The 23942-nt window shown below is 61.6% G+C and carries 20 protein-coding genes and 4 tRNA genes; 15 read left to right on the forward strand and 9 right to left on the reverse strand.

The annotated features are described in order from the left end of the window. Positions 1–30 precede the first annotated feature (30 nt). Positions 31–1227, reverse strand: coding sequence for an amino acid aminotransferase (locus ACWPW0_RS08095; protein WP_447590792.1), 1197 nt, complete (start codon positions 1225–1227; stop codon positions 31–33). Between the two features lie 188 nt (positions 1228–1415). On the opposite strand from ACWPW0_RS08095, the gene uvrB reads away from it, so the two are divergent. Beyond that, positions 1416–3431 (forward strand): excinuclease ABC subunit UvrB, encoded by a 2016-nt coding sequence (gene uvrB, locus ACWPW0_RS08100; RefSeq protein WP_454254987.1) that lies wholly within the window; start codon positions 1416–1418, stop codon positions 3429–3431. Between the two features lie 36 nt (positions 3432–3467). On the opposite strand, the gene ACWPW0_RS08105 is transcribed toward uvrB, so the two are convergent. The 3 genes from ACWPW0_RS08105 to ACWPW0_RS08115 form a co-directional block, all read right to left on the reverse strand. Further along, the gene (locus ACWPW0_RS08105; protein ID WP_447590794.1) at positions 3468–4367 is read right to left on the reverse strand and encodes an EamA family transporter; all 900 of its coding nucleotides are present in this window, start codon (positions 4365–4367) and stop codon (positions 3468–3470) included. A 108-nt stretch (positions 4368–4475) separates the two neighbouring features. Further along, the gene (locus tag ACWPW0_RS08110) at positions 4476–6026 is read right to left on the reverse strand and encodes an MDR family MFS transporter (protein ID WP_454254988.1); all 1551 of its coding nucleotides are present in this window, start codon (positions 6024–6026) and stop codon (positions 4476–4478) included. After that, complete coding sequence (locus ACWPW0_RS08115) at positions 6016–7053, reverse strand: HlyD family secretion protein (protein WP_447590796.1); 1038 nt, start codon at positions 7051–7053, stop codon at positions 6016–6018. The genes ACWPW0_RS08110 and ACWPW0_RS08115 overlap by 11 nt, the downstream gene beginning before the upstream one ends. Positions 7054–7160: 107 nt before the next feature. Here ACWPW0_RS08115 and ACWPW0_RS08120 point away from each other — a divergent pair, with 107 nt between their 5' ends. The 8 genes from ACWPW0_RS08120 to ACWPW0_RS08155 all read left to right on the forward strand — a co-directional run bounded on the left by ACWPW0_RS08120 (position 7161) and on the right by ACWPW0_RS08155 (position 11488). After that, positions 7161–8075 (forward strand): LysR family transcriptional regulator, encoded by a 915-nt coding sequence (locus tag ACWPW0_RS08120; protein WP_447590797.1) that lies wholly within the window; start codon positions 7161–7163, stop codon positions 8073–8075. A 40-nt stretch (positions 8076–8115) separates the two neighbouring features. Continuing rightward, positions 8116–9597: a glutamate--tRNA ligase gene (gene gltX, locus ACWPW0_RS08125; protein WP_454254989.1), complete on the forward strand. Its 1482-nt coding sequence runs from the start codon at positions 8116–8118 to the stop codon at positions 9595–9597. A gap of 109 nt (positions 9598–9706) precedes the next feature. After that, positions 9707–9782, forward strand: a tRNA-Ala gene (locus tag ACWPW0_RS08130). 49 nt (positions 9783–9831) lie between these two features. Further along, positions 9832–9907 (forward strand) — tRNA-Glu (locus tag ACWPW0_RS08135). Positions 9908–9957: 50 nt separating this feature from the next. Next, a tRNA-Ala gene (locus ACWPW0_RS08140) sits at positions 9958–10033 on the forward strand. Between the two features lie 48 nt (positions 10034–10081). Beyond that, positions 10082–10157 (forward strand) — tRNA-Glu (locus ACWPW0_RS08145). A gap of 243 nt (positions 10158–10400) precedes the next feature. Beyond that, positions 10401–11051, forward strand: a complete 651-nt coding sequence (locus ACWPW0_RS08150; RefSeq protein WP_454254990.1) for a bifunctional 4-hydroxy-2-oxoglutarate aldolase/2-dehydro-3-deoxy-phosphogluconate aldolase — start codon at positions 10401–10403, stop codon at positions 11049–11051. Beyond that, entirely contained in the window at positions 11048–11488 is a 441-nt protein-coding gene (locus tag ACWPW0_RS08155; protein ID WP_447590800.1) for an acyl-CoA thioesterase, read from the forward strand. The genes ACWPW0_RS08150 and ACWPW0_RS08155 overlap by 4 nt, the downstream gene beginning before the upstream one ends. A 33-nt stretch (positions 11489–11521) precedes the next feature. Here the strand turns inward: ACWPW0_RS08155 and ACWPW0_RS08160 are convergent, their stop codons facing one another. Beyond that, positions 11522–11914 (reverse strand): hypothetical protein, encoded by a 393-nt coding sequence (locus ACWPW0_RS08160; RefSeq protein WP_454254991.1) that lies wholly within the window; start codon positions 11912–11914, stop codon positions 11522–11524. A gap of 148 nt (positions 11915–12062) precedes the next feature. On the opposite strand from ACWPW0_RS08160, the gene ACWPW0_RS08165 reads away from it, so the two are divergent. The 4 genes from ACWPW0_RS08165 to map all read left to right on the forward strand — a co-directional run bounded on the left by ACWPW0_RS08165 (position 12063) and on the right by map (position 14768). Then, positions 12063–13040, forward strand: a complete 978-nt coding sequence (locus tag ACWPW0_RS08165; protein WP_454254992.1) for a tRNA dihydrouridine synthase — start codon at positions 12063–12065, stop codon at positions 13038–13040. A gap of 149 nt (positions 13041–13189) precedes the next feature. Continuing rightward, the gene (locus ACWPW0_RS08170; protein ID WP_447590803.1) at positions 13190–13636 is read left to right on the forward strand and encodes an Hsp20 family protein; all 447 of its coding nucleotides are present in this window, start codon (positions 13190–13192) and stop codon (positions 13634–13636) included. A 161-nt stretch (positions 13637–13797) separates the two neighbouring features. Further along, on the forward strand, positions 13798–14007 hold the full coding sequence (locus ACWPW0_RS08175; RefSeq protein ID WP_447590804.1) for a ParD-like family protein: 210 nt from the start codon (positions 13798–13800) through the stop codon (positions 14005–14007). Next, positions 14004–14768: a type I methionyl aminopeptidase gene (gene map / locus ACWPW0_RS08180; RefSeq protein ID WP_454254993.1), complete on the forward strand. Its 765-nt coding sequence runs from the start codon at positions 14004–14006 to the stop codon at positions 14766–14768. The genes ACWPW0_RS08175 and map overlap by 4 nt, the downstream gene beginning before the upstream one ends. Positions 14769–14854: 86 nt before the next feature. Here map and ACWPW0_RS08185 read toward each other — a convergent pair whose 3' ends face one another. Then, positions 14855–15928, reverse strand: coding sequence for an NAD(P)/FAD-dependent oxidoreductase (locus tag ACWPW0_RS08185; protein ID WP_454254994.1), 1074 nt, complete (start codon positions 15926–15928; stop codon positions 14855–14857). Between the two features lie 61 nt (positions 15929–15989). Further along, the gene (locus ACWPW0_RS08190) at positions 15990–16769 is read right to left on the reverse strand and encodes an AraC family transcriptional regulator (RefSeq protein ID WP_454254995.1); all 780 of its coding nucleotides are present in this window, start codon (positions 16767–16769) and stop codon (positions 15990–15992) included. A gap of 107 nt (positions 16770–16876) precedes the next feature. On the opposite strand from ACWPW0_RS08190, the gene ACWPW0_RS08195 reads away from it, so the two are divergent. Continuing rightward, entirely contained in the window at positions 16877–17683 is an 807-nt protein-coding gene (locus ACWPW0_RS08195; RefSeq protein WP_454254996.1) for a sulfite exporter TauE/SafE family protein, read from the forward strand. 3 nt (positions 17684–17686) lie between these two features. Here ACWPW0_RS08195 and ACWPW0_RS08200 read toward each other — a convergent pair whose 3' ends face one another. Together ACWPW0_RS08200 and ACWPW0_RS08205 are read right to left on the reverse strand one after the other, a co-directional pair. Beyond that, positions 17687–21367 carry a PAS domain S-box protein gene (locus tag ACWPW0_RS08200; RefSeq protein ID WP_454254997.1) on the reverse strand — a complete coding sequence of 1227 codons (3681 nt, stop codon included), beginning with the start codon at positions 21365–21367 and terminating at the stop codon, positions 17687–17689. Between the two features lie 95 nt (positions 21368–21462). Next, the gene (locus ACWPW0_RS08205) at positions 21463–22368 is read right to left on the reverse strand and encodes a LysR family transcriptional regulator (RefSeq protein WP_447590810.1); all 906 of its coding nucleotides are present in this window, start codon (positions 22366–22368) and stop codon (positions 21463–21465) included. A 135-nt stretch (positions 22369–22503) separates the two neighbouring features. Between ACWPW0_RS08205 and leuC the strand changes: the two genes are divergently transcribed. Then, entirely contained in the window at positions 22504–23931 is a 1428-nt protein-coding gene (gene leuC, locus ACWPW0_RS08210; RefSeq protein ID WP_447590811.1) for a 3-isopropylmalate dehydratase large subunit, read from the forward strand. Positions 23932–23942 lie beyond the last annotated feature (11 nt).

Raw genomic sequence — 23942 nt, forward strand, 5'->3', positions numbered from 1 at the left:
AAGTATCTGGGCGACTTCCCGGTGCCAGTTTCAGAGGACTTCGGCGATGGCTTTGGTGACCACTGGCAGGTTGCGCTGGTTGAGTGCGGCAACGCAGATGCGGCCTGTGCCTACGGCATAAATACCGAACTCGCTCCTCAGGCGTTCCACCTGTTCAGTGGTCAGGCCGGAGTAGGAGAACATCCCGCGTTGTTGGCCTACGAAGCTGAAGTCGCGCTTGGCGCCCAGGGCAGACAGTTGCTCGACCATGGCGCTGCGCATGCCGCGAATACGCTCACGCATTTCAGCCAGTTCGGCTTCCCACATGGCGCGCAGTTCGGGGTTGTTCAGCACCGCGGAGACAACAGCCGCACCGTGGGTTGGCGGGTTGGAGTAGTTGGTGCGGATCACGCGTTTGACCTGCGACAGCACGCGTCCGGTTTCTTCTTGCGAGCCAGTGATGATGGACAGCGCACCCACGCGCTCACCGTACAGCGAGAAGGATTTGGAGAACGAGCTGGAAACGAAGAACGTCAGACCGGATTGAGCGAACAAACGCACGGCTGCGGCGTCTTCTTCAATACCGTCACCGAAACCCTGGTAGGCGATGTCGAGGAACGGGACATGTTCGCGCTCCCGCAGGATCTCGAGGATCGCTTGCCAGTCGTCCATGTTCAGGTCGACCCCGGTCGGGTTGTGGCAGCAGGCGTGCAGCACCACGATCGAGCGGGCAGGCAGGTTTTTCAGGTCTTCCAGCAGGCCGCCACGGTTAACGCCGTTGCTGAAGGCGTCGTAGTAGCGGTAGTTGCGCACCGGGAAACCGGCGGATTCGAACAGGGCGCGGTGGTTTTCCCAACTCGGGTCGCTGATGGCGACGGTAGCGTCTGGCAGCAGACGCTTGAGGAAGTCTGCCCCGATCTTCAGCGCGCCGGTACCGCCCAGGGTCTGGGTGGTAATGGCGCGGCCTTGCTGGATAGGAGCCGAGTCCTTGCCGAGCAGCAGGGTTTGTACCGCCTTGTCATAGGCGGCAATGCCTTCGATCGGCAGGTAACCACGGGGTGCGTGAGCGGCGGCCAGGGCATCCTCTGCAGCCGCAACCGCGCGCAAGAGTGGAATTCGGCCCTCCTCGTTGGTGTAGACGCCAACGCCAAGGTTGACCTTGGTGGTGCGAGGGTCGGCGTTGAATGCTTCATTGAGGCCCAGGATTGGGTCGCGCGGAGCCATTTCGACGGCAGAGAACAGACTCATGATGCGGCAGCTCGGAGAGGAGGGTGGAAGACCGGCAACCCCTAACGGGGATAGATGTTAGGGCGTTGCGTAACGGGCCGGTATTATAGCGGCCAAGGTTACGTGCGGCGACAGCGTCCGCACGCTTTATTGCTAGCTTTGACGCCCGTTACCGTGGCGCGTCACATGCAGCCTGTCGAGGTTTGCCCATGTCGCAGTTTCAACTCGTCACCCGCTTCAAACCTGCCGGTGATCAGCCGGAAGCCATTCGTCAGATGGTAGAGGGGCTGGAGGCTGGGCTGTCTCACCAGACATTGTTGGGTGTGACAGGCTCGGGCAAGACCTTCAGCATTGCCAACGTCATCGCCCAGGTGCAGCGCCCGACTCTGGTGCTGGCGCCGAACAAGACGCTGGCTGCGCAGCTGTATGGCGAGTTCAAAAGCTTTTTCCCGAACAACGCGGTGGAGTATTTCGTTTCCTACTACGACTACTACCAGCCCGAGGCCTACGTGCCGTCCTCAGACACCTTCATCGAGAAGGATGCCTCGATCAACGATCACATCGAGCAGATGCGCCTGTCGGCCACCAAGGCCTTGCTGGAGCGTCCGGACGCGATCATCGTCACCACTGTTTCCTGCATCTACGGCCTGGGCAGTCCCGAGTCGTACCTGAAAATGGTCTTGCACGTCGACCGAGGCGACAAGATGGACCAGCGTGCGCTGCTGCGCCGCCTGGCCGACCTGCAGTACACCCGTAACGATATGGATTTCGCGCGGGCCACCTTTCGGGTGCGGGGCGATGTGATCGATATCTTCCCGGCGGAATCCGACCTGGAGGCGATCCGCATCGAGCTGTTCGATGACGAGGTAGAGAGCCTGTCGGCATTCGATCCACTGACCGGGGAAGTGATTCGCAAACTGCCGCGCTTCACCTTTTATCCCAAGAGCCACTATGTGACCCCACGCGAAACGCTTTTGGAGGCGGTGGAGGCGATCAAGGTCGAGCTCAAGGAGCGGCTGGATTATCTGCGCGCCAACAACAAGTTGGTCGAGGCCCAGCGTCTGGAGCAGCGTACCCGCTTCGATCTGGAGATGATCCTCGAGCTGGGCTACTGCAACGGCATTGAAAACTACTCGCGCTACTTGTCTGGGCGTGGGCCTGGTGAGCCGCCACCGACCCTATACGACTACCTGCCAGACCAGGCTTTGCTGGTGATCGACGAGTCCCATGTTTCGGTGCCGCAGGTCGGTGCCATGTTCAAGGGCGACCGTTCACGCAAGGAAACCCTGGTGGAATATGGCTTTCGCCTGCCGTCAGCGCTGGATAACCGCCCGCTGCGCTTCGACGAGTGGGAGGCGATCAGCCCGCAGGCCATCTTTGTTTCCGCGACCCCGGGGCCCTATGAGGCCGAGCATGCCGGGCGGGTCGTCGAGCAAGTGGTGCGCCCGACCGGGCTGGTCGACCCGCAGATCGAGGTGCGCCCTGCGCGGACCCAGGTCGATGACCTGCTGTCCGAGATCACCAAGCGTGTCGCACTCGAAGAGCGGGTCCTGGTGACGACACTGACCAAGCGCATGTCCGAGGATCTCACCGACTACCTTGCCGATCACGGGGTCAAGGTGCGTTACCTGCATTCGGACATCGATACGGTCGAACGGGTTGAAATCATCCGCGACCTGCGCATCGGTGCATTCGACGTCCTGGTGGGCATCAACCTGTTGCGCGAAGGGCTGGATATGCCCGAGGTGTCGCTGGTGGCGATTCTCGACGCGGACAAGGAGGGCTTCCTGCGTTCCGAGCGCTCGCTGATCCAGACTATTGGCCGGGCGGCGCGTAACCTCAACGGCCGGGCCATCCTCTATGCCGACAACATGACCGGCTCGATGGAACGGGCGATTGGAGAGACCGAGCGCCGGCGTAACAAGCAGATCGCCTTCAACGAAGCCAACGGCATCGTGCCCAGAGGGGTGAAAAAGGACGTCCAGGATATTCTCGAAGGCGCCACGGTGCCGGGCTCACGCAGCAACAAGCGCAAGGGGATGGCAAAGGCGGCCGAAGAAAATGCGCGGTACGAAGCCGAGCTGCGTTCGCCGAGCGAAATCACCAAGCGTATTCGCCAGTTGGAAGAGAAGATGTACCAACTGGCCCGCGACCTGGAGTTCGAGGCCGCGGCGCAGATGCGCGACGAGATTCAGAAATTGCGCGACCGCTTGCTGCAGGTCTGACGCTGTAGTGTGATGTTGACGGCCTCTCCTGCGCCGTCAGCGTCGGCCGAAGATGATCAGCGACACGCCGCCGAGCGTTGCCAGGCAGGCGATGCCTGCGCTGAGGCTGAGGTATTCATCGAGGATGAGATAGCCGAGCAGGAGGGCGACCACCGGGTTGACGAAGGCGAAGGTGGATACCAGGCTCGGCCGCACCTCGCGCAGCAGCCAGAAGTACGCCGGGTAGACCCCCAGGCTCACGGGCAAGACCAGGTAGGCCAGCCATAGCCAGCTCTGGCTGGAGAGGCTGCTCAGTTCCAGCCCCTGCCAGTCGCCCTCGATCACGCCCAGCGTGGCGAGAATGGCAGCACCGATTAGCATCTGCAGGCCCAGCCCCAGCCAACTGGAGGTAAAGGGTGGGCGTTTGCGTAGCCAGTGGGCGCCAACGGCCCAGAGCAGGGTGGCAAGCAACACGAGGGCGCCCGAAAGCCATTGCATGGGGCCTGCGCTGCCTCCCAGGGCATTGCCCATCAGCAGCATGATGCCTGCGCTTGCGACTGTCAGGCCTACCAATACCCAGAGTGGCGGGCGTTCGCCAAGCAGCCACTCCAGGGCCACGCTCCACAGGGGGAGGCTGGTGTAGAGCATGGCCAGCATGCCGGTGGGCAGGTGCTGGTTGGCGTAGATCAGTGCCCCTTGCCCGATGGCGATCAACAATACGCCGCCGATCAATGCGCTGCCCCAGTTTCCCGATTGCATGCCGACCTGGCCACGCAAGAGCGCCCAGCCCAGGGCCAGGACGCTGGCCAACAGAAAGCGCAGGGTGCCGATGACGAATGGCGGCAGTTCCCGGAGCAGAAAATGGTTGGCCAGATAAGTGGTGCCCCAGCCGATGTAAATGACCAGGAAGGCCCCGATCAGCAAGAGGGTGTGAGTGCGCAGGGCGGAGGCGGGCATTGCAAACCTTAGGCGAGAAATCACATGCGATTGCATGTGGAGTGTGACGGTCGATACAGCGCTCTGGCGTACAGGAGCGCATGAGGCGCTTTCAAGCGACAACAGCCTTTAGTGGGCCGCACCACCTGTGGTGCCAGGTGGCAGTGCCCGGGTCAGGAGCACGGCGATCATGCTGATGCCCAGCGCCAGTCCAACGAAATGGAAGGCATCATTGTAGGCCATGATGCTGGCCTGTTGATGGGCGATTTCGCTCAGCTTGCCCAGTGCGGCCTGTTCGCTGCCAAGTTTCTCGGCAAGCAGATTCAGGCGCTCGGCGACCTGTGGATTGCTTGGCACCAGCGATTCGCGAAGGTAGTCGAAATAAACCTTGGTGCGGCTGTCGAGCAAGGTGGCGAGCAGGGCGATGCCGATGGCGCCGCCGAGGTTGCGCAGGATGTTGAACAGGCTGGAGGCTGAGCCGGCGTCTTCGGCGCGGATATACGCCGTCGCGATGAGCGACACGGTGACCATGATCATCGGCTGGCCGAGCGCGCGGATGATCTGGATATGGTTGAACTGTTCGCCGGCGAAGTCCGGGTTGAGCACCCCTGAGGCGAAGCTGGAAAAGCCGAACAGGCCGAAGCCGAGCGCGCACAGCAGTTTGGGTGGGATCACCTTCATCAGCAGCGGCACCAGCGGAATGATGAACAACTGTGGCAGGCCCATCCACATGATCACTTCGCCGATCTGCAGCGCGTTGTAGTTCTGGATCTGCGCCAGATAAAGCGGTAGCAGGTAGATCGAACCGTACAGCCCCAGACCCATGCCCAGGCTGGCGATGCTGGTCAGGCCGAAGTTGCGCTCCCTGAGAATGCGCAGGTTGATCAGCGGGTTGTCGCGCGAGAACTGCAGGATGACGAACAGGCACAGGCTGATCAGCGCGATGCTGCCGAGGCCGACGATCAGGTTGGACTCCAGCCAGTCCTTGCGATGCCCTTCCTCAAGGAACACCTGCAGGCAGCCCAGGCCCATCCCCAGCGTGACGATGCCGGCGTAGTCGGTGCTTTTCAGCAGGTCCCAATTGGGCATCTTCTTTTCCAGGCCGTACATCAGCCCGGCGATCATCAGCAGACCCGGCGGCACGTTGATGTAGAAAATGTACTCCCAACCCCAGTTCTCGGTGAGCCAGCCGCCCAGCGTGGGTCCGATAGAGGGCGCGAAGGTCGCCGTGATGGCGAACAGGGCCATGCCCTTGGCGCGGTGATGTTCCGGCAGTTTGATCAGGGTCAGGGTGAACGCCAGGGGGATCAGCGCGCCGCCGGTGAAGCCCTGCAGGGCGCGAAACACGATCATGCTCTCCAGGTTCCAGGCGAACGAGCAGAGCAGCGAGGAGGCGAGAAAGCCCAGGGATACCCATACCGCCAGGCGGCGCGCCGAGAGCAGTTGCACCAGCCAGGCGGTCAGCGGAATCATGATGATTTCCGCCACCAGGTAGGACGTGGAAATCCACGAGCCTTCCTCCAGGGTGGCCGACAGCGCCCCCTGGATGTCCTTGAGCGATGAGTTGGTGATCTGGATGTCCAGCACCGCCATGAAGGCGCCGAGCATGGCGCTCATTACCGCGATCCAGTCGCGCCGGCTGGGTTCGCCGGTAGGGCGAATTAGCTGATCACCGCTCATTGCGGATGTCGACCTTCACCTCGACCGACATGCCGGGGCGAATCTTGCCCTGCAGCGGATTGTCTGCCGGGAAGGTCAATTTCACCGGAATACGTTGCACCACCTTGGTGAAGTTGCCCGTGGCGTTGTCCGGTGGCAGCAGGCTGAACTGCGCGCCAGAGGCAGCGAACAAGCTGTCGATGGTGGCGTCGATGGGCGTGTCCGGATAGGCGTCGAAGGTCAGTTCGGCATGCTGGCCGTTCTGCATGCGTCCGATCTGGGTTTCCTTGAAGTTGGCCTGCACCCAGATGTCATCGTTCGGCACGATCGACAGCAGGTAGGCGCCCGCCTGGATGATCTGCCCGTTGCGTGCCGAGCGTTGGCCGACGATGCCGCTGAGCGGGGCGTGGATCTGGGTGCGTTCGAGATTCAGTTCGGCCTGGGAAATGTCGGCGCGTGCATTGCTGATCTGAGCCTGCAGGCGCTTGATATCGGCATTCAGGGCATTGACCTGCTGATTCTGCGCGGCCAGGTCTGCTTCAGCCTTGGCCAGTTGCGCGTGGGCGACACGGCTGTCGGCGGACAGGGTAGTGACGCGCTCCTCGGACACATAACCCGGCTTGCGCAGGGCCTGGGCGCGGGAGAGGTCGATCTGCGTGCGATTCAGGTTGGCCTGGCCGGCGCCCACATCGGCACGGCTGGCGGCAATCAGGCTTGCCTGTTGGTCAAGCCGGCTCTGGGCCTGGGTCAGTTCGGCTTCGCGGGTGGCGAGCGTGGCGCGGGCGCGGTCGAGGGCCAGTTGGAAATCGGCGGACTCCAGGCTGACCAGCAACTGGCCTTTTTCCACATGCTGGTTGTCGTTTACCAGGACCTGATCGATACGGGCGCTGAGCTGGCTGGATACGCGGGTGATCTCACCTTGCACATACGCGTTGTCGGTGCTCTCAAAGAAGCGACCAATGAGTAGCCAGTGGGCGAAGAGGGCGATGACGATCAGGGCAACGATGGCAACAAAAACGGACAGACGGCGCTGCAATTTGGCGGGCATGAATAATGGCTCGGACGAGGTGCATTAATGTAAGTAAATTTAACAGTGTTGCCGTCATGTATATAGCCGCTAGAATTCACAAACTTTGTTGCGCATAGGGAACAGTAATGGGGCTCGATGACGCCTTGATCTTCACGCGTGTGGTGGAGTTCCACAGCTTTACCCAGGCGGCGCAGAGCCTGAGCATGCAGAAGTCCACGGTCAGTCGGCGCATTGCATTGCTTGAGGAGCGGCTGGGTGTGCGTTTGTTGAATCGCACTACACGCAAGTTGCGACTCACCGAGGTTGGCCAGGCTTATTACGAGCGTTGCCGGCAGATCATGCTCGACTTCGCCGAAGCCGAGCAGGCGGTGATGCAACTGCAGCAGGAGCCCTCGGGATTGTTGCGGATTACTGCCCCTATCGAGTTTGGCCAGTTGTTCCTGGGCGCGGTGCTGGGGCGCTTCATGCGCCAGTACCCGCAGATCAGCGCCGAGGTGGAGTTGACCTCACGGGATGTCGATCCGGTGGAGGAGGGTATCGATATCGCCATCCAGCTCGGCCAGCCTCATGACTCCACACTGATTGCTCGCAAGTTGTTCGAGAACAGTCGAGGGCTGTTCGCCAGTCCCGACTACCTGGCAGTGCAAGGCCGGCCACGAACCATTGCCGAGCTGGCCGGGCACCGCGCCATCCTCATGCCACAGGACTCGTCGCGCTACTGGCCATTGCTGGGCGAGCAGGTGCCCTGTCAGCGGGTGTTGTCATGCAACAACATCACCATGGCCCGGGAAGCGACGCTGGCTGGCGCCGGCATTGCCGGGCTACCGCTGCTCATTACCGGGGAGGCGGTGCGCAGCGGGCGCCTGGTCACCTTGTTCCCCGAAGCGCATCTGCCGGTCGGGGAGTTGTATGCGGTGTATCCGTCCCGGCGTTTCCAGGCGATGAAGGTCAAGGCGTTCCTCGACTTCCTCATGGCCAGCCTGCCGCGTCCCGGGCTGCTGGAGCCGTCGGTGGCCAGCCTGTTAACATCGCGCCCCTGATCCATCCTTTCTGATCCACCTCCTGGTTTCGAGAATCGCCATGACCAAAGTCCGCACCCGTATTGCGCCGTCGCCCACTGGCGATCCGCACGTCGGTACCGCCTATATCGCCTTGTTCAACCTGTGCTTCGCGCGCCAGCACGGTGGCGAGTTCATCCTGCGTATCGAGGACACGGATCAGTTGCGTTCGAGTCGGGAGTCTGAGCAGCAGATTTTCGACGCGCTGCGCTGGCTGGGCATCGAGTGGAACGAAGGCCCGGATGTCGGCGGCCCGCATGGCCCATATCGGCAGAGCGAGCGGGGCGATATCTACAAGAAGTATTCGGACGAACTGGTCAGCAAAGGCCATGCGTTCCCGTGCTTTTGCTCCGCCGAGCGCCTGGACAAGGTGCGCGCCGAGCAGATGGCGAACAAGGAAACCCCCCGTTACGACGGCCACTGCATCAATCTGCCGCCGGCCGAGGCGCAGCAGCGCATTGCTTCTGGCGAGTCGCATGTCGTGCGCATGAAGATGCCGACCGAAGGCGTTTGCGTGGTGCCGGACATGCTGCGTGGCGATGTCGAGATTCCGTGGGATCGCATGGATATGCAGGTGCTGATGAAGGCCGATGGCCTGCCGACGTACTTCCTGGCCAACGTGGTGGATGATCACCTGATGGAGATCACCCACGTCCTGCGGGGCGAGGAGTGGCTGCCTTCGGCGCCGAAGCTGATCAAGCTGTACGAATACTTCGGCTGGGAACAACCCAAGCTCTGCTACATGCCTCTGTTGCGTAACCCGGACAAGAGCAAGCTGTCCAAGCGCAAGAATCCGACCTGCATCACCTTCTACGAGCGCATGGGCTACATGCCCGAGGCGCTGCTCAATTACCTGGGGCGCATGGGTTGGTCGATGCCGGACGAGCGCGAGAAGTTCTCCCTGGCAGAGATGATCGAGCACTTCGATTTGTCGCGTGTATCCCTGGGTGGGCCGATCTTCGATGTCGAGAAGCTGGCCTGGCTCAATGGGCAATGGCTGCGTGAGCTGCCGGTGGAAGCGTTCGCCCAGCGCGTGCAGCAGTGGGCGCTGAATCCACAGTACCTGATGCAGATCGCCCCGCACGTACAAGGCCGCGTCGAGACGTTCAGCGAGATTGCGCCATTGGCCGGCTTCTTCCTTAGCGGTGGTGTGCAGCCGGATGCCTCTCTGTTCGTGCACAAGAAGCTGTCGCCGGACCAGGTACGCCAGGCCATGCAGTTGGTGCTGTGGGAGCTGGAAGCCCTGCGCCAATGGGACAAGGAGCGCATTACTGCAGCCATTCAGTTCGTTTGCGAAGGGTTGGGTCTGAAGCTGCGCGACCTGATGCCGCTGATGTTCCCGGCCATTACCGGCAAGGCCAGTTCGGTGTCGGTGCTGGATGCCATGGAAATCCTCGGGGCCGATCTGTCGCGTTTCCGTCTGCGCCAGGCTATCGAGCTGTTGGGTGGTGCCAGCAATGGCGAAACCAAGGAGTGGAAGAAGCTGCTGGAGAGCTTTCGCTGATCAAGTCGGGGTAAGTGATTGTTCTTGCGGAGAAAAGATTCTGCGAGGACGGAAAAATTCTGTTGACAGTCCTATGCCCTGACCCTAATATGCGCCCCGTCCTTGAGACGGGGCTATAGCTCAGCTGGGAGAGCGCTTGCATGGCATGCAAGAGGTCGACGGTTCGATCCCGTCTAGCTCCACCAAATTGCCACGGTTGATCTTCGGATCGATTGATGTTGTAGAAGGGTTTGCGTCCCCTTCGTCTAGTGGCCTAGGACACCGCCCTTTCACGGCGGTAACAGGGGTTCGAGTCCCCTAGGGGACGCCATTATTCCAGCAGCAACGCGTAAGCGTTGCGGGTCGAGAGACGATAAATCCGGGGCTATAGCTCAGCTGGGAGAGCGCTTGCATGGCATGCAAGAGGTCGACGGTTCGATCCCGTCTAGCTCCACCAATCACTGACAAGGCCAGCCGTGTGCTGGCTTTGTTCTTCGAAGGTTTTGTCCCCTTCGTCTAGTGGCCTAGGACACCGCCCTTTCACGGCGGTAACAGGGGTTCGAGTCCCCTAGGGGACGCCATTTTTACCCGCTCTGCGGGCTTTTGAAGGGTCATTCCGTTATGGAATGACCCTTTTGTTTTTCTGCGCTTCCACTCCCCGTTGCCATTCAGCAGGGGCATGCGCGTCCATAACCCTATCCATGACCTTCTGCCGTTACACTGGCCGCTGCCATCGATGATGGAGCGTGCCTTGTTGCGCGTAATGGGCGTCCCTGCAAGGCTCGTCGATTACTGTCGGCTGAGGAACATTGGAGGGGAAGGGCATGAGTCTGACGATGGACAAGGTGCTGCAGCAGGCGCGTCCGGTATTGCCGGTGCTGGTGGTCGATAATGCCGAGCTGGCTGTCGATCTCGCTCATGCGCTGCATGCCGGTGGTATCCATGTGCTGGAAGTTACCTTGCGCACGCCGCGTGCTCTCGATGCGCTGGCGGCGATCCGCAAGGCGCTCCCGGAGTTGCTGGTCGGCGCGGGAACGTTGATCCATACCGAGCAGTTTCTAGAGGCGCGCGATGCTGGGGCGCAATTCACCGTAAGCCCGGGTTGCACCGCGCGCCTGGCCGCTGCTGCCGAGGATTGTGGCCTGCCGTATTTGCCGGGGGTGATGACCCCTTCCGAAGTGCTGTTGGCACTGGAGTATGGCTATCGCTCGCTGAAGCTATTTCCTGCAAATGGCACCACCAGCGTGAAAATGCTGAAAAGCTTCAAGGGACCGTTCACCGGCATACGCTTCTGCCCCACGGGTGGGGTCACGCCGGATAACCTGCCGAGCTTCCTGCGCCTGCCCAACGTGGCGTGTGTGGGTGGCACCTGGATTGCTCCCGACAACCTGATTCGGGCGCGCGCCTGGGATCAGATCACCCAACTGGCTGCCGAGGCGTGTGCGCTGGGCAAGGATCTGGAGGTACGTGAATGAGCTGGGATCTGCCAACTCCTTTTGTCATCGACTTGCGTGTGGGCAGCGAGGACATCGATGGTCTTGGCCATGCCAATAACGCGGTTTATGTCAGCTGGCTGGAGCGTTGCGCGTGGCGCCATTCGCAGAGCCTGGGGCTGGACCTGAGCGAGTACCGGCGCCTGGATCGGGCGATGGCCGTATTGCGTCATGAAATCGACTACCTCGCCAGCGCTTATGAAGGGCAAGAGCTGCAGGTCGCGACCTGGATCGTCGAGTCCGATAATCGCCTGAAGATGAAGCGCCATTTTCAGCTGAAACGACCCGAGGATGCCTGCACCTTGCTGCGCGCGCAGACCACTTTCGTGTGTATCGAACTGTCCAGTGGCAAGCCGAAGCGCATGCCGGTGGAATTCGTCGAGGGATATGGTCAGGCGTTGCTCGCTCCGCAGGTCTGATCACCGTCACGTCCCGGGATGGCTGGAATTCGCTTACTCCATCACCGGTGCGAGAAACACCGCGTCGCCCTCGACGCGGATGTCGAAATGGCGTGTCTGCCCAGGCTCCAGCAGGACCGATTGTGGGGCGCTAGGCCCTGCGCCAGCGCAATAGCCGGATTGTGACAGGGCTGCACTCAGGGTCAGTTCGCCGCTGGGCGCATCCAGGCCCAGCGACTGGCCAGGGGCGATCTGAGCCACCGAGTTCTGATTGACATAGAGTTCGACATCGCAGGCATTGGGTGAGCTGTTGTCGCGGCTGATCACCAGGCGCCCCAACGCGTCGGCAACGGGGGCGGAAGGTGTGAGCGGTGCATCCAGCACCGACTCGCTGGCCATTGCCAGGGCGCTGGCCAGCCAGCAGGCGATCAGCAGGTAACGTGGCATGGGTGTCCTCCTGGCTTCGTTATGAATGTCCTGTGGATGTGAGCGCAGCGGAGAAGGTTAGGTTCTGCCTAAAAACCGCCTGACCTGCGGGCGGGGCGATTCAGGATCGCTATCGGCTACACTACGCGCCCTTTTTTCGGATGATCGTATGCAAATCGCCCTGGCGCCCATGGAGGGGCTCGTCGATGAGATCCTGCGTGATGTGCTGACCCGTGTCGGTGGCGTCGATTGGTGCGTGACCGAGTTCATCCGTGTCAGCGATCGGCTGCTACCGGCTGCGCATTACCGCAAGCTGGCGCCTGAGCTGGCGAGTGCTTCGCAGACTCGCAGCGGCACGCCGGTGCGTCTGCAGTTGCTCGGGTCCGATCCGGTCTGCCTGGCGGAAAATGCCGCTTATGCCTGTGAACTGGGGGCGCCGGTGATCGACCTCAACTTCGGCTGCCCGGCGAAAACGGTGAACAAGTCCCGCGGCGGTGCTGTGCTGCTCAAGGAGCCTGAGCTGTTGCACGCCATTCTCTGCGAGGTGCGACGTGCAGTGCCGCGCTCGATTCCAGTAACGGCGAAAATGCGCCTGGGCTTCGACTCGCCGGATGGCGCGCTCGATTGTGCACGAGCGCTGGCCGATGGCGGTGCTGGGCAACTCGTCGTGCACGCACGGACCAAGGTCGACGGTTACAAGCCGCCCGCCCATTGGGAATGGGTGGCGCGCGTCCAGGAGGTCGTGGCAGTGCCGGTGTATGCCAACGGCGAGGTTTGGAGTCTGGAGGATTGGCGGCGCTGTCGCGAAATCAGCGGCGTGGACGACGTCATGCTCGGCCGTGGGCTGGTTGCGCGTCCGGACCTGGCGCGGCAGATCGCCGCCGCACGCGCTGGCCAGCCGGTCGTAGCCATGACCTGGGAGGAGTTTCTGCCCTTGTTGCGGGACTTCTGGCAGCAGGCGCGCGGCAAGATCGCGCCACGTTATGCGCCGGGACGTCTCAAGCAATGGCTGGCCATGCTCACGCGCAGTTATCCGCAGGCCACCCAGCTGTTCAATGCCATGCGCCGTGAGAATGACTGCGAGCAGATCGACGCCATGCTGCGGGCTGAGCCAGCCCGCCAGGTGGATGGGGTGGTACCGGCCTGACTGGGTGTGTGCGCCGTAATCGACCGCATGGATTTTTCCAGAAGAGCAGCAGCGCTTGAAATTTTTCAGGGTGTCCCTATCTAGGGAATACGGGATGCCGAAGTCGGGTCCCGCCTTTGAAACTTGCTGATCAATTCAGGAGATTTTCCATGAGTAACGTACTTTCCCTGGCCCCGCTGTTCCGTCATTCCGTGGGTTTTGACCGCTTCAATGATCTGTTCGAGTCGGCGTTGCGCAACGAGACCGGCAGTTCCTACCCGCCCTACAACGTCGAGAAATACGGCGACGACCAGTACCGTATCGTCGTTGCAGCTGCCGGCTTCCAGGATCAGGACCTCGAGCTGCAGGTCGAGCGTGGTGTGCTCACCGTGAGTGGTGGCAAGCGTGAGCGCAGTGCCGAGACCGTGACCTACCTGCATCAGGGCATCGCCCAGCGCGGCTTCAAGCTGTCGTTCCGCCTGGCGGATCACATCGAGGTCAAGGATGCCAATCTGGCCAACGGTCTGCTCAGCATCGAGCTGGTGCGCATCGTGCCTGAAGAGGCCAAAGCCAAGCGCATCCCGATCAATGGCCAGCAACCTGTGCTGCAGGGCTGAGTCTCGCTGCGGTAGAAAAGGGCGCCTAGGGCGCCCTTTTTCATTCTTGCGGAAAAGAGCAGGGGGCGGGCTGTTCAGGCTGTGCCGCTGTTGAGCCATTCAGATACTGACGATATGATTCGTATATTATTTGTAATGTTTTATATTTTTTAGGATTAGCCGTGGGCATTATCAACCTCGACGATGAGCTGCACGATCAGGTCCGTCGTGCCAGTTCCGTTTCATGTCGCTCCATCAATGCGCAAGCTTCTTTCTGGATGAAGATCGGCATGCTGTGCGAGCTCAACCCCACCATGAGTTTCAATGAAATTGTCACCCGCGAGCTGCAGGTTGCCGGTGTGAGAGCTGCCAGCCATGAGGTGGTGAGTTGATCAAGCGGCCGGAGGAACTGGCCCTTATGGCGGCGTCCGGCAAGCTGCTCGCCCGCGTGTTCGCCTATGTGGATTCATTGTCTCTGATGGGAATGTCGACCTTGCAGGTGAATGACCTCGTGGAGCGGTTCATTACTCAGGAGTTGCAGGCCCGACCTGCGAGCAAGGGTCAGTACGGGTTTGCCTACGTACTCAATTCCTCACGGAACCAGGTCGTGTGTCATGGCGTGCCTTCTGCCACCGAGACGCTTCACGATGGCGACATCGTCAATTTCGACATTACCCTCGAGAAAAACGGCTTCATTGCCGATTCGAGCAAGACTTACCTGATTGGTGATGTCGAGCCGGCAGCCAAGCGCCTGGTTCAGGTGACCTACGAGGCCATGTGGCAAGGCATCCGCACTGTGAAACCGGGTGCCACCCTGGGCGATATCGGTCATGCAATCGAACGCCACGCCAAGCAGAACGGCTATGCGGTCGTAAGGGAATACTGCGGGCATGGCATTGGTAGAAAAATGCACGAAGCGCCGCAAGTTCTCCATTTCGGCAAGCCGGGGAGAGGGTTGGTGCTTGAGGAAGGCATGGTGTTTACCATCGAGCCAATGCTCAACCAGGGAAAGGCCGGCGTCGAAACCTTGGCGGATGGCTGGAGTGTCGTGACCTGTGATGGAAGGCTTTCCGCGCAGTTCGAGCATACCGTTGCGGTAACGCGGGATGGGGTTGAGGTGCTGACACTGAGGGCTGAAGAGCAGGGGCTCTGATAACAGCGGACACTCTTGGGTCAGCAGACTGGGGATGGCTCAGTTGGTGAAGATATGGCTGCCGCAAATCTGTGGGGCTGTGTTACCTAATCCTGGATAAAACGCTGAGGACGGCATGAGCTCAGGGCCGCCGCTGGCTGGTCGCCCAGTATCTCCTCACTGGCAAGGCGACCCACGATTGCTGCCAGAATAACGCCAGGATGCATCGCACAGATGTATACACCACGGATGTTGGGGAGAGGGCCGACGATGGGAATGCCATCGGCAGGCATTGGTCTGAGCCCGACACATGCCAGTTCCGGCTCGATGAAGGTCACCCCGTGTAGTTCCTTCTGGATGGCCTTGGCGGCTCGGATTGCTATGGCGTCTGCTTGGTTTTCCGGCGTGTTGTCCAGGTAATCCTCCGCCGCGATTAATCGGCTCTCGGCGTTTTGCCTCACTTCCATTGCGGGGCTGGAAATGATGGTGTTAACGAGGCCGGGCGGCGATCTGTAACGGATGAAGATTGAGGGTGAGGCCTCTATGGGCAGAGACACGCCGAGCATCTCTGTCAGCGTGGAGGTCCCCGTCCCGGCGGCCAGTACGACAACGTCGGCATCAATGCTGCCTGCTGTTGTTTCGACTCCTATTACCTGGTCGTCCTGTGCTGTAAAACCGAGCATGCGGGTCTGGGTGAGAACCTTCGCCCCGTGAGCTTGCGCCCCGGCGATCAAGGTATGTGTCGCTTGCACCGCGTCCAGGGCACCTTCTTCGGCTTTATACACGGCATGCTGAGGCGGATTCTTGAGGTTTGGCTCAAGGCTGCGAATCTGGTCGCGAGACATCAGGGTGCCCGGGGGCTGGCTGCCTGATACCTGCTGTGTTGCGCTCACGCTCGTGCTGTAGGACAGGGCTCCGGTCCAGCATATCTGCAGATCAGGCAGCTCTGTTTCCAGGCGGTGGTACGCGTCGATGGCCAAACTGCGCAGGTGTGGAATGGGGTCAGGGCCGCTGTGCGCGGTATTGATCCAGGCGAAGGGGGTCGCGGTCACGCCGGAGGCGATTGCTCCTGCCTCGACCACGATGACCTCCGCGCCTTTGCGGGCCAGGTGGTACGCCAGGGATGCACCCACAATGCCTGCACCAATGACAACGACTCGTTTACCTGCATCACGTCCCATTTCGAACCCCGGTTTTCCGAACGGACAATGGTACGGCATCCTGCTACACGCTGGCTGGCGTTCAGTGAGGCGCATGTGCGGTGCGGGCAAAGCCCGAGGGTGACTGCCCCACGACTTTGCGAAACATGTTGGAGAACGCACTGGGGCTGTCATAGCCCAGGTCCAGTGCTACCTGCGTGACGGAGTCGCCTGCCGACAATCTGGAAAGCGCGGCCAGCAGACACGCCTGCTGGCGCCAGGCGCCAAAGGAAAGGCCGGTCTGTTGGCGGAACAGGCGGCTAAAAGTGCGCGGGCTTTTATTCAGACGCTGCGCCCAGGCGTGTGGCGTTGTGCGAATGCTGGGTTGGCGCAGGAATTCCTTGCACAGTGCGGCCAGCCATTCGTCCTGTGGGAGCGGTGCAAAGAGTTGCAGGGGCTGGGCGAGCTGAAGTTCGTGCAGCAGCAGGTGCACGAGCGCACCGTCACGCCCATCCAGATCGTAGTGCGCCGGTACGGTGGCCGAGGCCAGCAGCAACTGGTGGAGCAGTGGCGTGACGCTCAGGACTTCGCAATAGCAGCTGTCGCGTGGCACCGCAGTCGGTTCGATATACAGGCTGCGAGTGCTGACGCCCTGCATATGGACGCGATGGGGTTTGCCCGGCGGAATCCATACCCCGCTGTAAGGCGGTACGACCCAGGCGCCGTCGTCGGTTTCCACCTCCATCAGGCCGGTCATGCCATAGAGAAATTGCGCGCGGCGATGCTGGTGCGTGTCGAGTAGCGTGCCTGGCGGGTAATCCGTGCCGATGGCCAGGACGGCTCGGTCCGTGTGGTCGACGGTGTTCAGTGGGACGTTGAGCATGGCAAGCGGCCTTGGCCGGAAAAAGATGATTGTTGTCCATTTGTCGAGGGCGAGCCAGTTGGGCACGAACTAGCGTAGGCGCTCTTGCTCTCGATAGATGAACTGATATGTACCTTCTCTTGCTGTTGTTTGGCTGCCTGGCAGGGGTTACCACCGTGTTGTTTGGCTTTGGTGGCGGCTTCGTCGTCGTTCCACTGCTTTACGTGATGCTGATGGCCGCCCATGGTGCGGACACTGTGGTTGGCCAGAATGCCATGCATGTCGCCGTCGCCACCTCGACCTGCGTGATGATCTTCGGCGCGTCGCTGGCCACGTTGCGTCACCAGCGTGCCGGTACGGAGATATGGCAGGAGGTCCGCCCGCTACTGATCTACGTTGCCCTGGGCGCCATGCTGGGGGCTGCCGCTGCAATTTCCTTGAGCGGTGACTGGATGCGCTGGGCGTTTGTCGTTTATCTCGCTATCACGATTCTCGATGCGGTGCTGCGCCCTGGCTTCATGGGGGAGGCAAACGCACCGATTCGCCCGATGGGACGCTGGACGACTGCCGCAGTGGGTGTGGGTATTGGTGCTGTCGCGGCGTTGCTGGGGGTAGGTGGTAGCGTGATGACAGTGCCGTTGATGCGTAGAAGAGGGGCGAGCATGAGCGCGGCCACGGCGATGGCCAATCCCCTGTCGCTGCCCATGGCGCTCGCCGGGACGGCTACCTATGTGCTGCTCTCCTGGCATGCAACCCCGTTGGGGGCAGGGTATGCCGGCTATGTCGACCTGTGGGCTTTTCTGGTTCTGGCCCTCGGCTCGTGGCTGGGCATCCGCCTGGCAGCGCCGTGGATAGGACGCATCCCCGACCGCCTTCACGCGCAGGTTTATCTGCTGCTGTTGAGTACGGTGCTGATCACGATGGTGATGGTCTAGGCCTTATGGTGCGCCGTGCTGCTCCCGGTTGTGCTGCACCAGGGCGCGGAAGTCGTTCAAGGGAATCGGCTTGCTGAACAGATAGCCCTGGTACAGGTGACATCCCTGTTGCAGCAGGAATGCCAGTTGCTCCGGCTGTTCGACGCCTTCGGCAATGATTTCCAGGTTAAGGCTGCGCGCCATGGCGACGATGGCGCGAATGATCTCGGCATCGTTGGGGTCGCTGGTGGCGTCGCGGACGAACGACTGGTCGATCTTCAGAACGTCCACTGGCAAGCGCTTGAGGTAGGTCAGCGACGAATAGCCGGTGCCGAAGTCATCCATGGCGAAGGTCACGCCGATTCGCTTGAGCTTGTGCATCTTGGCGATGGTGTCATCGATGTTCTGGATGACGATGCCTTCGGTAATTTCCAGCTTGAGCAGGTTGCTTGGCAGGCCGCTGGCCTTCAGGCAGCGTTCCACCAGGTCGACGAAGTTGTTCTGGCGGAACTGGCGCGGGCTGATGTTCACGCACAGGCGAAACTCGTTGCGACTGGCCAGGCCATCGGCGAGCAATTGCGCGCCGGCATGGCAGGCCTCGTTGAGTACCCAGGCGCCGGCCTCGAGGATCAGGCCGCTTTCTTCCAGCACCTGGATGAATTGGGCGGGGGACTGCGGGCCGAGGGTCGGGTGGCACCAGCGCAGCAGCGCTTCGGCACCGATTACTCGGCCGTCGCGCGCGTCCACCTGGGGCTGGAAGTGCAGCTCGAACTCGCCGCGTGTCAGCGCCTGGCGCAGGTCATTTTCCAGGCGCAGGCGTTCGCTGGCAGCAGCCTGCATGGTGGTGCGGAACAGCTGGATGGTGTTGCGGCCCGAGTCCTTGGCGCGATACAGCGCGATATCGGCCCGCTTGAGCAGGTCGGTCGGGTTGTCGCCGTGATCGGGTATCAGAGCGATGCCGATACTCGGCGTGACTTGCAGGCGATGGCCGTCGAGGTGCATGGGGTCGGCCAGCAGATTGCGCAGTTTCTCGGCGATCATCCGCACCTGGCGGGTGATTTCCGAGCGCTTGCCTTCGAGCCCGGAAACCAGCACGACGAACTCGTCGCCGCCCAGGCGGGCCACGGTGTCTTCCTGGCGCACACTGGCTTCCAGGCGCGCGGTCACCATCTTCAGCACCGCATCGCCCACCGGATGGCCGAGCGAGTCGTTGATGTGCTTGAAGTGGTCGAGGTCGATGAACAGCAAGGCACCATGCAGGTCGTGGCGCTTGAGCAGGGCGATCTGCTGGACCAGTCGGTCCATCAGCAGGGCGCGGTTCGGCAGGTTGGTCAGCGAGTCGTGGTAGGCCAGGTGCTGTACCTGGGCTTGCGCATGTTTCAGGTCGCTGACATCGCGGGCGGTGAGCAGCAGGCAGGGGATGCCATTCAGCTCGATGGGTTCGACCGAGACCTCGACCAGCCGAGAGCTGCCGTCGCGGTGCCGGCCATGCATGTCCAGGTGATGGATGCGTTCGCCGCGGGTGATCTTGTCCAGCAGCTTGTCGCGTTCCTGCAGGTCGGCCCAGACATTGAGTTCGTAGGAGCTGCGGCCAATGACCTCGTCGCTCTGGTAGCCGGTGAGGCGACAGAAACCTTCGTTGACTTCAATGAAGCGCCCGCTGTCGCGTTCGGTGATGGTGATGGCGTCAGGGCTGGAGTGAAATGCCTTGGCGAATTTCTCCTGGCTGGCCTTCAGGGCTGCTTCAGCCTGCTGGCGTTCGGTGATATCGCGGAAGGTGGTGGTGATGCACAGCTGGCGCTCCACGCGAATGAAGCGGCTGGAGAGCACGCAGCTCAGCTCCCGACCGTCCTGGGTATTGAAGCGCGCGATCTCGTTGTTCAGGCCATGGCTGCTGGTGAGCTTGGCGAGCAGGGCCACACGTTGGGCTTCGTCGCACCAGAAGCCGATAGCGGGCGCGCTCTGGCCGACGATCTGTTCGGGTTGCCAGCCGAAGGTCTGGGTGAAGCTGGGGTTGATCTCGATGAAGACACCATCGCGAATCCGCGAGACGCAGATGGGCTCCGGGCTGGCCTGGAACAGTGTGACGAACTTTTCCTCGGAAGCCGCCAGGCGCTGTTCGCGGTGCATGCGCTCGGTGATGTCCATGATGATGCCGGACATGCGCAGCGGCTGGCCTTGTTCGTCACGGTAGAGTTTGGCGGTGCTTTCCAGGCTGCGCATTTCACCGCTGCCCAGGGCGATGCGATAGGTCAGCTGGTAGTTGTCGCGCTTGCCATGCACCAGCTCGCTGTAGGCGTGGCGCATGGCCTGTTGGTCGTCCTCGGGCACCAGGCGGAAGAACGCGCCGAAGTCGCCATGGTAGGGCTCGGGCTCCAGGCCATGCAGGGTAGCGGCCCGTTCCGAGCCGTACAGCATGGCGCTGGGAATGTGCCAGTCCCAGGTGCCCAGGTTGGCCGAGTCCAGGGCCAGGGTCAGGCGTTCCTTGCTGTCGCGCAGGGCCTGTTCCTGCTCGCGTTCGCGGCTGATGTCGCGAACGGTCAGAACCAGGCAGGGCGTACCGTCGATTTCGATCTGGCTGCCGAACAGCAGGTTGGAGCTCAGGGTCCTGTCACGGCTGAAGAGCTTGACCTCCAGGTTGCTGCAGCTGCCGCCTTGCTGCATGGCATCGATCAGCCGTTGCCGATCATCCGGCGAGCTCCAGATACCCAGCTCCAGCGATGTACGGCCAAGGGCCTCGGCCTTGTTCCAGCCAAAGCGGCGCTCGAAGGCCGGGTTGATTTCGAGGAAGCGTCCACTGGCCTTGTCGGTGATGACCATGGCATCCGGCGTTTGGCGGAATGCGTTGGCGAACTTCTCCTCGCTGGCGCGCAGGGTCGCTTCGGCGCGTTTGCGTTCGGTGTTGTCGACGAAAGTGCAGAGCAGGAAGGCCTGGCCGTCGAGGTCGATGTGCTGGCTGCTGAGCAGGCCTTCCAGCATATGACCGGTGCGGGTGCGCAGCTGGACCTCTTGCGTCAGCGGGCCTTCCAACTGTGGCGCCTGTTCACGCATGAAGAGGCGATCCTGCGAACTCACCCAGATATTGAGGTCACTGGGGGAGCGGCCGATGGCTTCGGTGCTTTTCCAGCCGAACAGGGCTTCGAAATGCTGGTTGGCCTCGGTGATGACACCGTCGGCGTAACGCACCAGAAGGACCACTTCCGGGCTCATCTGGAACAGGCTGGAAAAGCGTTGTTCGGAGCTGGCCAGGGCCTCTTCGTGCAAACGCTGATGGGTGAAATCGCGAATGACGCCAAAGACGCGGGCTTTGCCGTCCTGATCTCTTTGCAGGCTGCCACTGACCTCGAGCCAATGCAGGCTGCCATCGGGCCAGCGAATACGATGACGGAAGGGGCGGTTACTGGGGTTGCCAGCCAATACCTGGCGGAACAGGCTCAGGATGTCGGCACGGTCTTCTTCGGGGATCAGTTCGATGTAGTCGATTTTTTCCCGCAGCGGGTGTCGGGGGTCGATGCCGAACAGCGCCTGGGCGCCGCGTGACCAGTTGACCACGCCGCTTTCGATATCCCAGTACCACGCGCCAAGCTTGGCGCCGTTGAGGGCCGCCAGCAGATGAGGTGCATCCTGCCAGGCCTGTTCGAATTCGACAGGGTCCAGTGCCGGGATGAAGGGCAGGGGCGGAATGTGCTCATTGGAACGGCTCATGAATGATCCTGTGCGCGTTCTGCATGAGAATGGGAATAGATATTTACAGCGTGGCGTGCAGGCATGCCTGGGGCCTTTTTCTTATCGTTATGGCCTCAAGTTAGCCTTGTCCGTGCTGCGTAAGCAAGGCCTGTTCGTTGCTCGTCGAGCAGGGCCATGAATGCCTTGGCTGCGTTGGACAGGGTGCGTTCGGTGTGCACGATGTAGCCCAGCTCGCGGCGCAGCTGAATATCGGCCAGCGCCAGGCGCGTAACCTGTTCGTCGAGCATGGTGCGGGGTAGCACGCTCCAGGCCAGGCCGATGGAAACCATCATCTTGATGGTCTCCAGGTAATTGGTGCTCATGCCGATGTTGGGGGTCAGGCCTTCGCCTTCGAATAACCGGCGCACGATGTGATGGGTGAAGGTGTTGTCGCCGGGAAATACCGCCGGATGCAGCGCCACATCGGCCAGGGTGACCGGGCCCATGCGCACCAGTGGATGTTCCGGGGCGGCGACGAAATCCAGCGGGTCATCCCACACGGACACGGCACGTACCGGTTCACGGGTTTCCGGGGCGAGGGTAATGACTGCCAGCTCTGCGCGGCCATGGAGGATTTCCTCGTAGGCCACTTCCGAGTCGAGGAACTGGATATCCAGGGCCACCTGCGGGTGCGCACGGGTGAAGGCACGCAGTAGCGGCGGTAGGCGATGCAGGCCGATGTGGTGACTGGTGGCCAGGGTCAGGCGCCCGCTGATTTCGCCGCGCAGGTTGCTCAGGGCGCGGCGCGTGTCGTCCAGGACATTGAGAATCTGGTAGGCACGGGGCAGCAGGGCGCGCCCGGCTTCGGTCAGGCTTACCTCGCGACCCAGGCGGTCGAACAGGCGCATGTTCAATTGCTGCTCGAGGCCGGCGATGCGTTTGCTGACGGCGGGCTGGGTCAGATGCAGGCGCTCGGCTGCCTCGGAAAAGCTGCCCACTTCGGCGATGGCAATAAAGGCATTGAGGTTGGCCAGATCCATTTCTAGATTCCTGTCGGTTATCCAATGGATGAAAAATATGAATTGGAGTTATTAATTGCAAGCCCCTAGGATGGCCCCATAAGCAGAAGGGCTATTGACCCTTTGCATAGAAACGACCTGATGAGGACATAGCAGATGGCCGGCAAGACCCTCTACGACAAGCTCTGGGACATGCACGAGGTGAAACGTCGCGACGACGGTTCGTCGCTGATCTACATCGACCGGCAGATCCTTCACGAAGTGACTTCGCCGCAGGCCTTCGAGGGACTGCGCCTGGCCGCGCGCAAACCTTGGCGCATCGACGCCAACATTGCCACGCCGGATCACAACGTACCGACCACCAAGGCAGAGCGCCAGGGCGGGAATGAAGCGATCGCCGACGAAGTGTCACGCATTCAGGTGCAGACCCTGGACGAGAACTGCGATGACTTCGGCATTCTCGAATTCAAGATGAACGACGTGCGTCAGGGCATCGTTCACGTGGTCGGTCCCGAGCAGGGCGCGACCCTGCCGGGCATGACCGTGGTCTGCGGTGATTCGCACACCTCGACCCACGGTGCATTCGGTGCGCTGGCCCATGGCATCGGTACGTCGGAGGTCGAGCACGTGCTCGCGACCCAGTGCCTGGTGGCCAAAAAGATGAAGAACATGCAGGTGCGTGTCGAAGGCACCTTGCCGGTTGGCGTGACGGCCAAGGACATCGTCCTCGCCGTGATCGGTAAGATCGGTACTGCCGGCGGCAACGGCCATGCCCTGGAATTCGCCGGCAGCGCGATTCGCGAGCTGTCGCTGGAAGGGCGCATGACCATCTGCAACATGTCCATCGAAGCCGGTGCGCGCGTGGGCCTGGTGGCGGTGGATGAAAAGACCATCGCCTACGTCAAGGGTCGTCCGTATTCGCCCAAGGGCGAGGATTGGGACAAGGCTGTCGCGGCCTGGGCCGATCTGGTATCCGACGCCGATGCGGTGTTCGACACCGTGGTCGAGCTGCGCGCCGAAGACATCAAGCCACAGGTCAGCTGGGGCACCTCGCCGGAAATGGTCCTGGCTGTCGATCAACGTGTGCCGGACCCGGCGGTCGAAGCCGATCCGGTCAAGCGTGATTCCATCGAGCGCGCGCTCAAGTACATGGGCCTGACGGCCAATCAGCCGATCACCGATATCCAGCTGGATCGCGTGTTCATCGGCTCGTGCACCAACTCGCGCATCGAAGACCTGCGCGCCGCGGCTGAGGTGGCCAAGGGCCGCAAGGTCGCCGCCACGGTCAAGCAGGCGATGGTCGTACCGGGCTCGGGGCTGGTCAAGCAGCAGGCCGAGCAGGAAGGGCTGGACAAAATTTTTATCGAGGCCGGTTTCGAATGGCGTGAGCCAGGCTGCTCCATGTGCCTGGCGATGAACCCCGACAAGCTGGGCAGCGGCGAGCATTGTGCCTCGACCTCCAACCGCAACTTCGAGGGGCGTCAGGGCGCCGGTGGTCGCACCCATCTGGTCAGCCCGGCCATGGCTGCCGCAGCGGCGGTGACCGGTCGTTTCATCGATGTTCGTGAACTGATGCAGGCCTGAGGAGACCCGAC

This window comes from Pseudomonas sp. Marseille-Q8238, assembly GCF_965111915.1.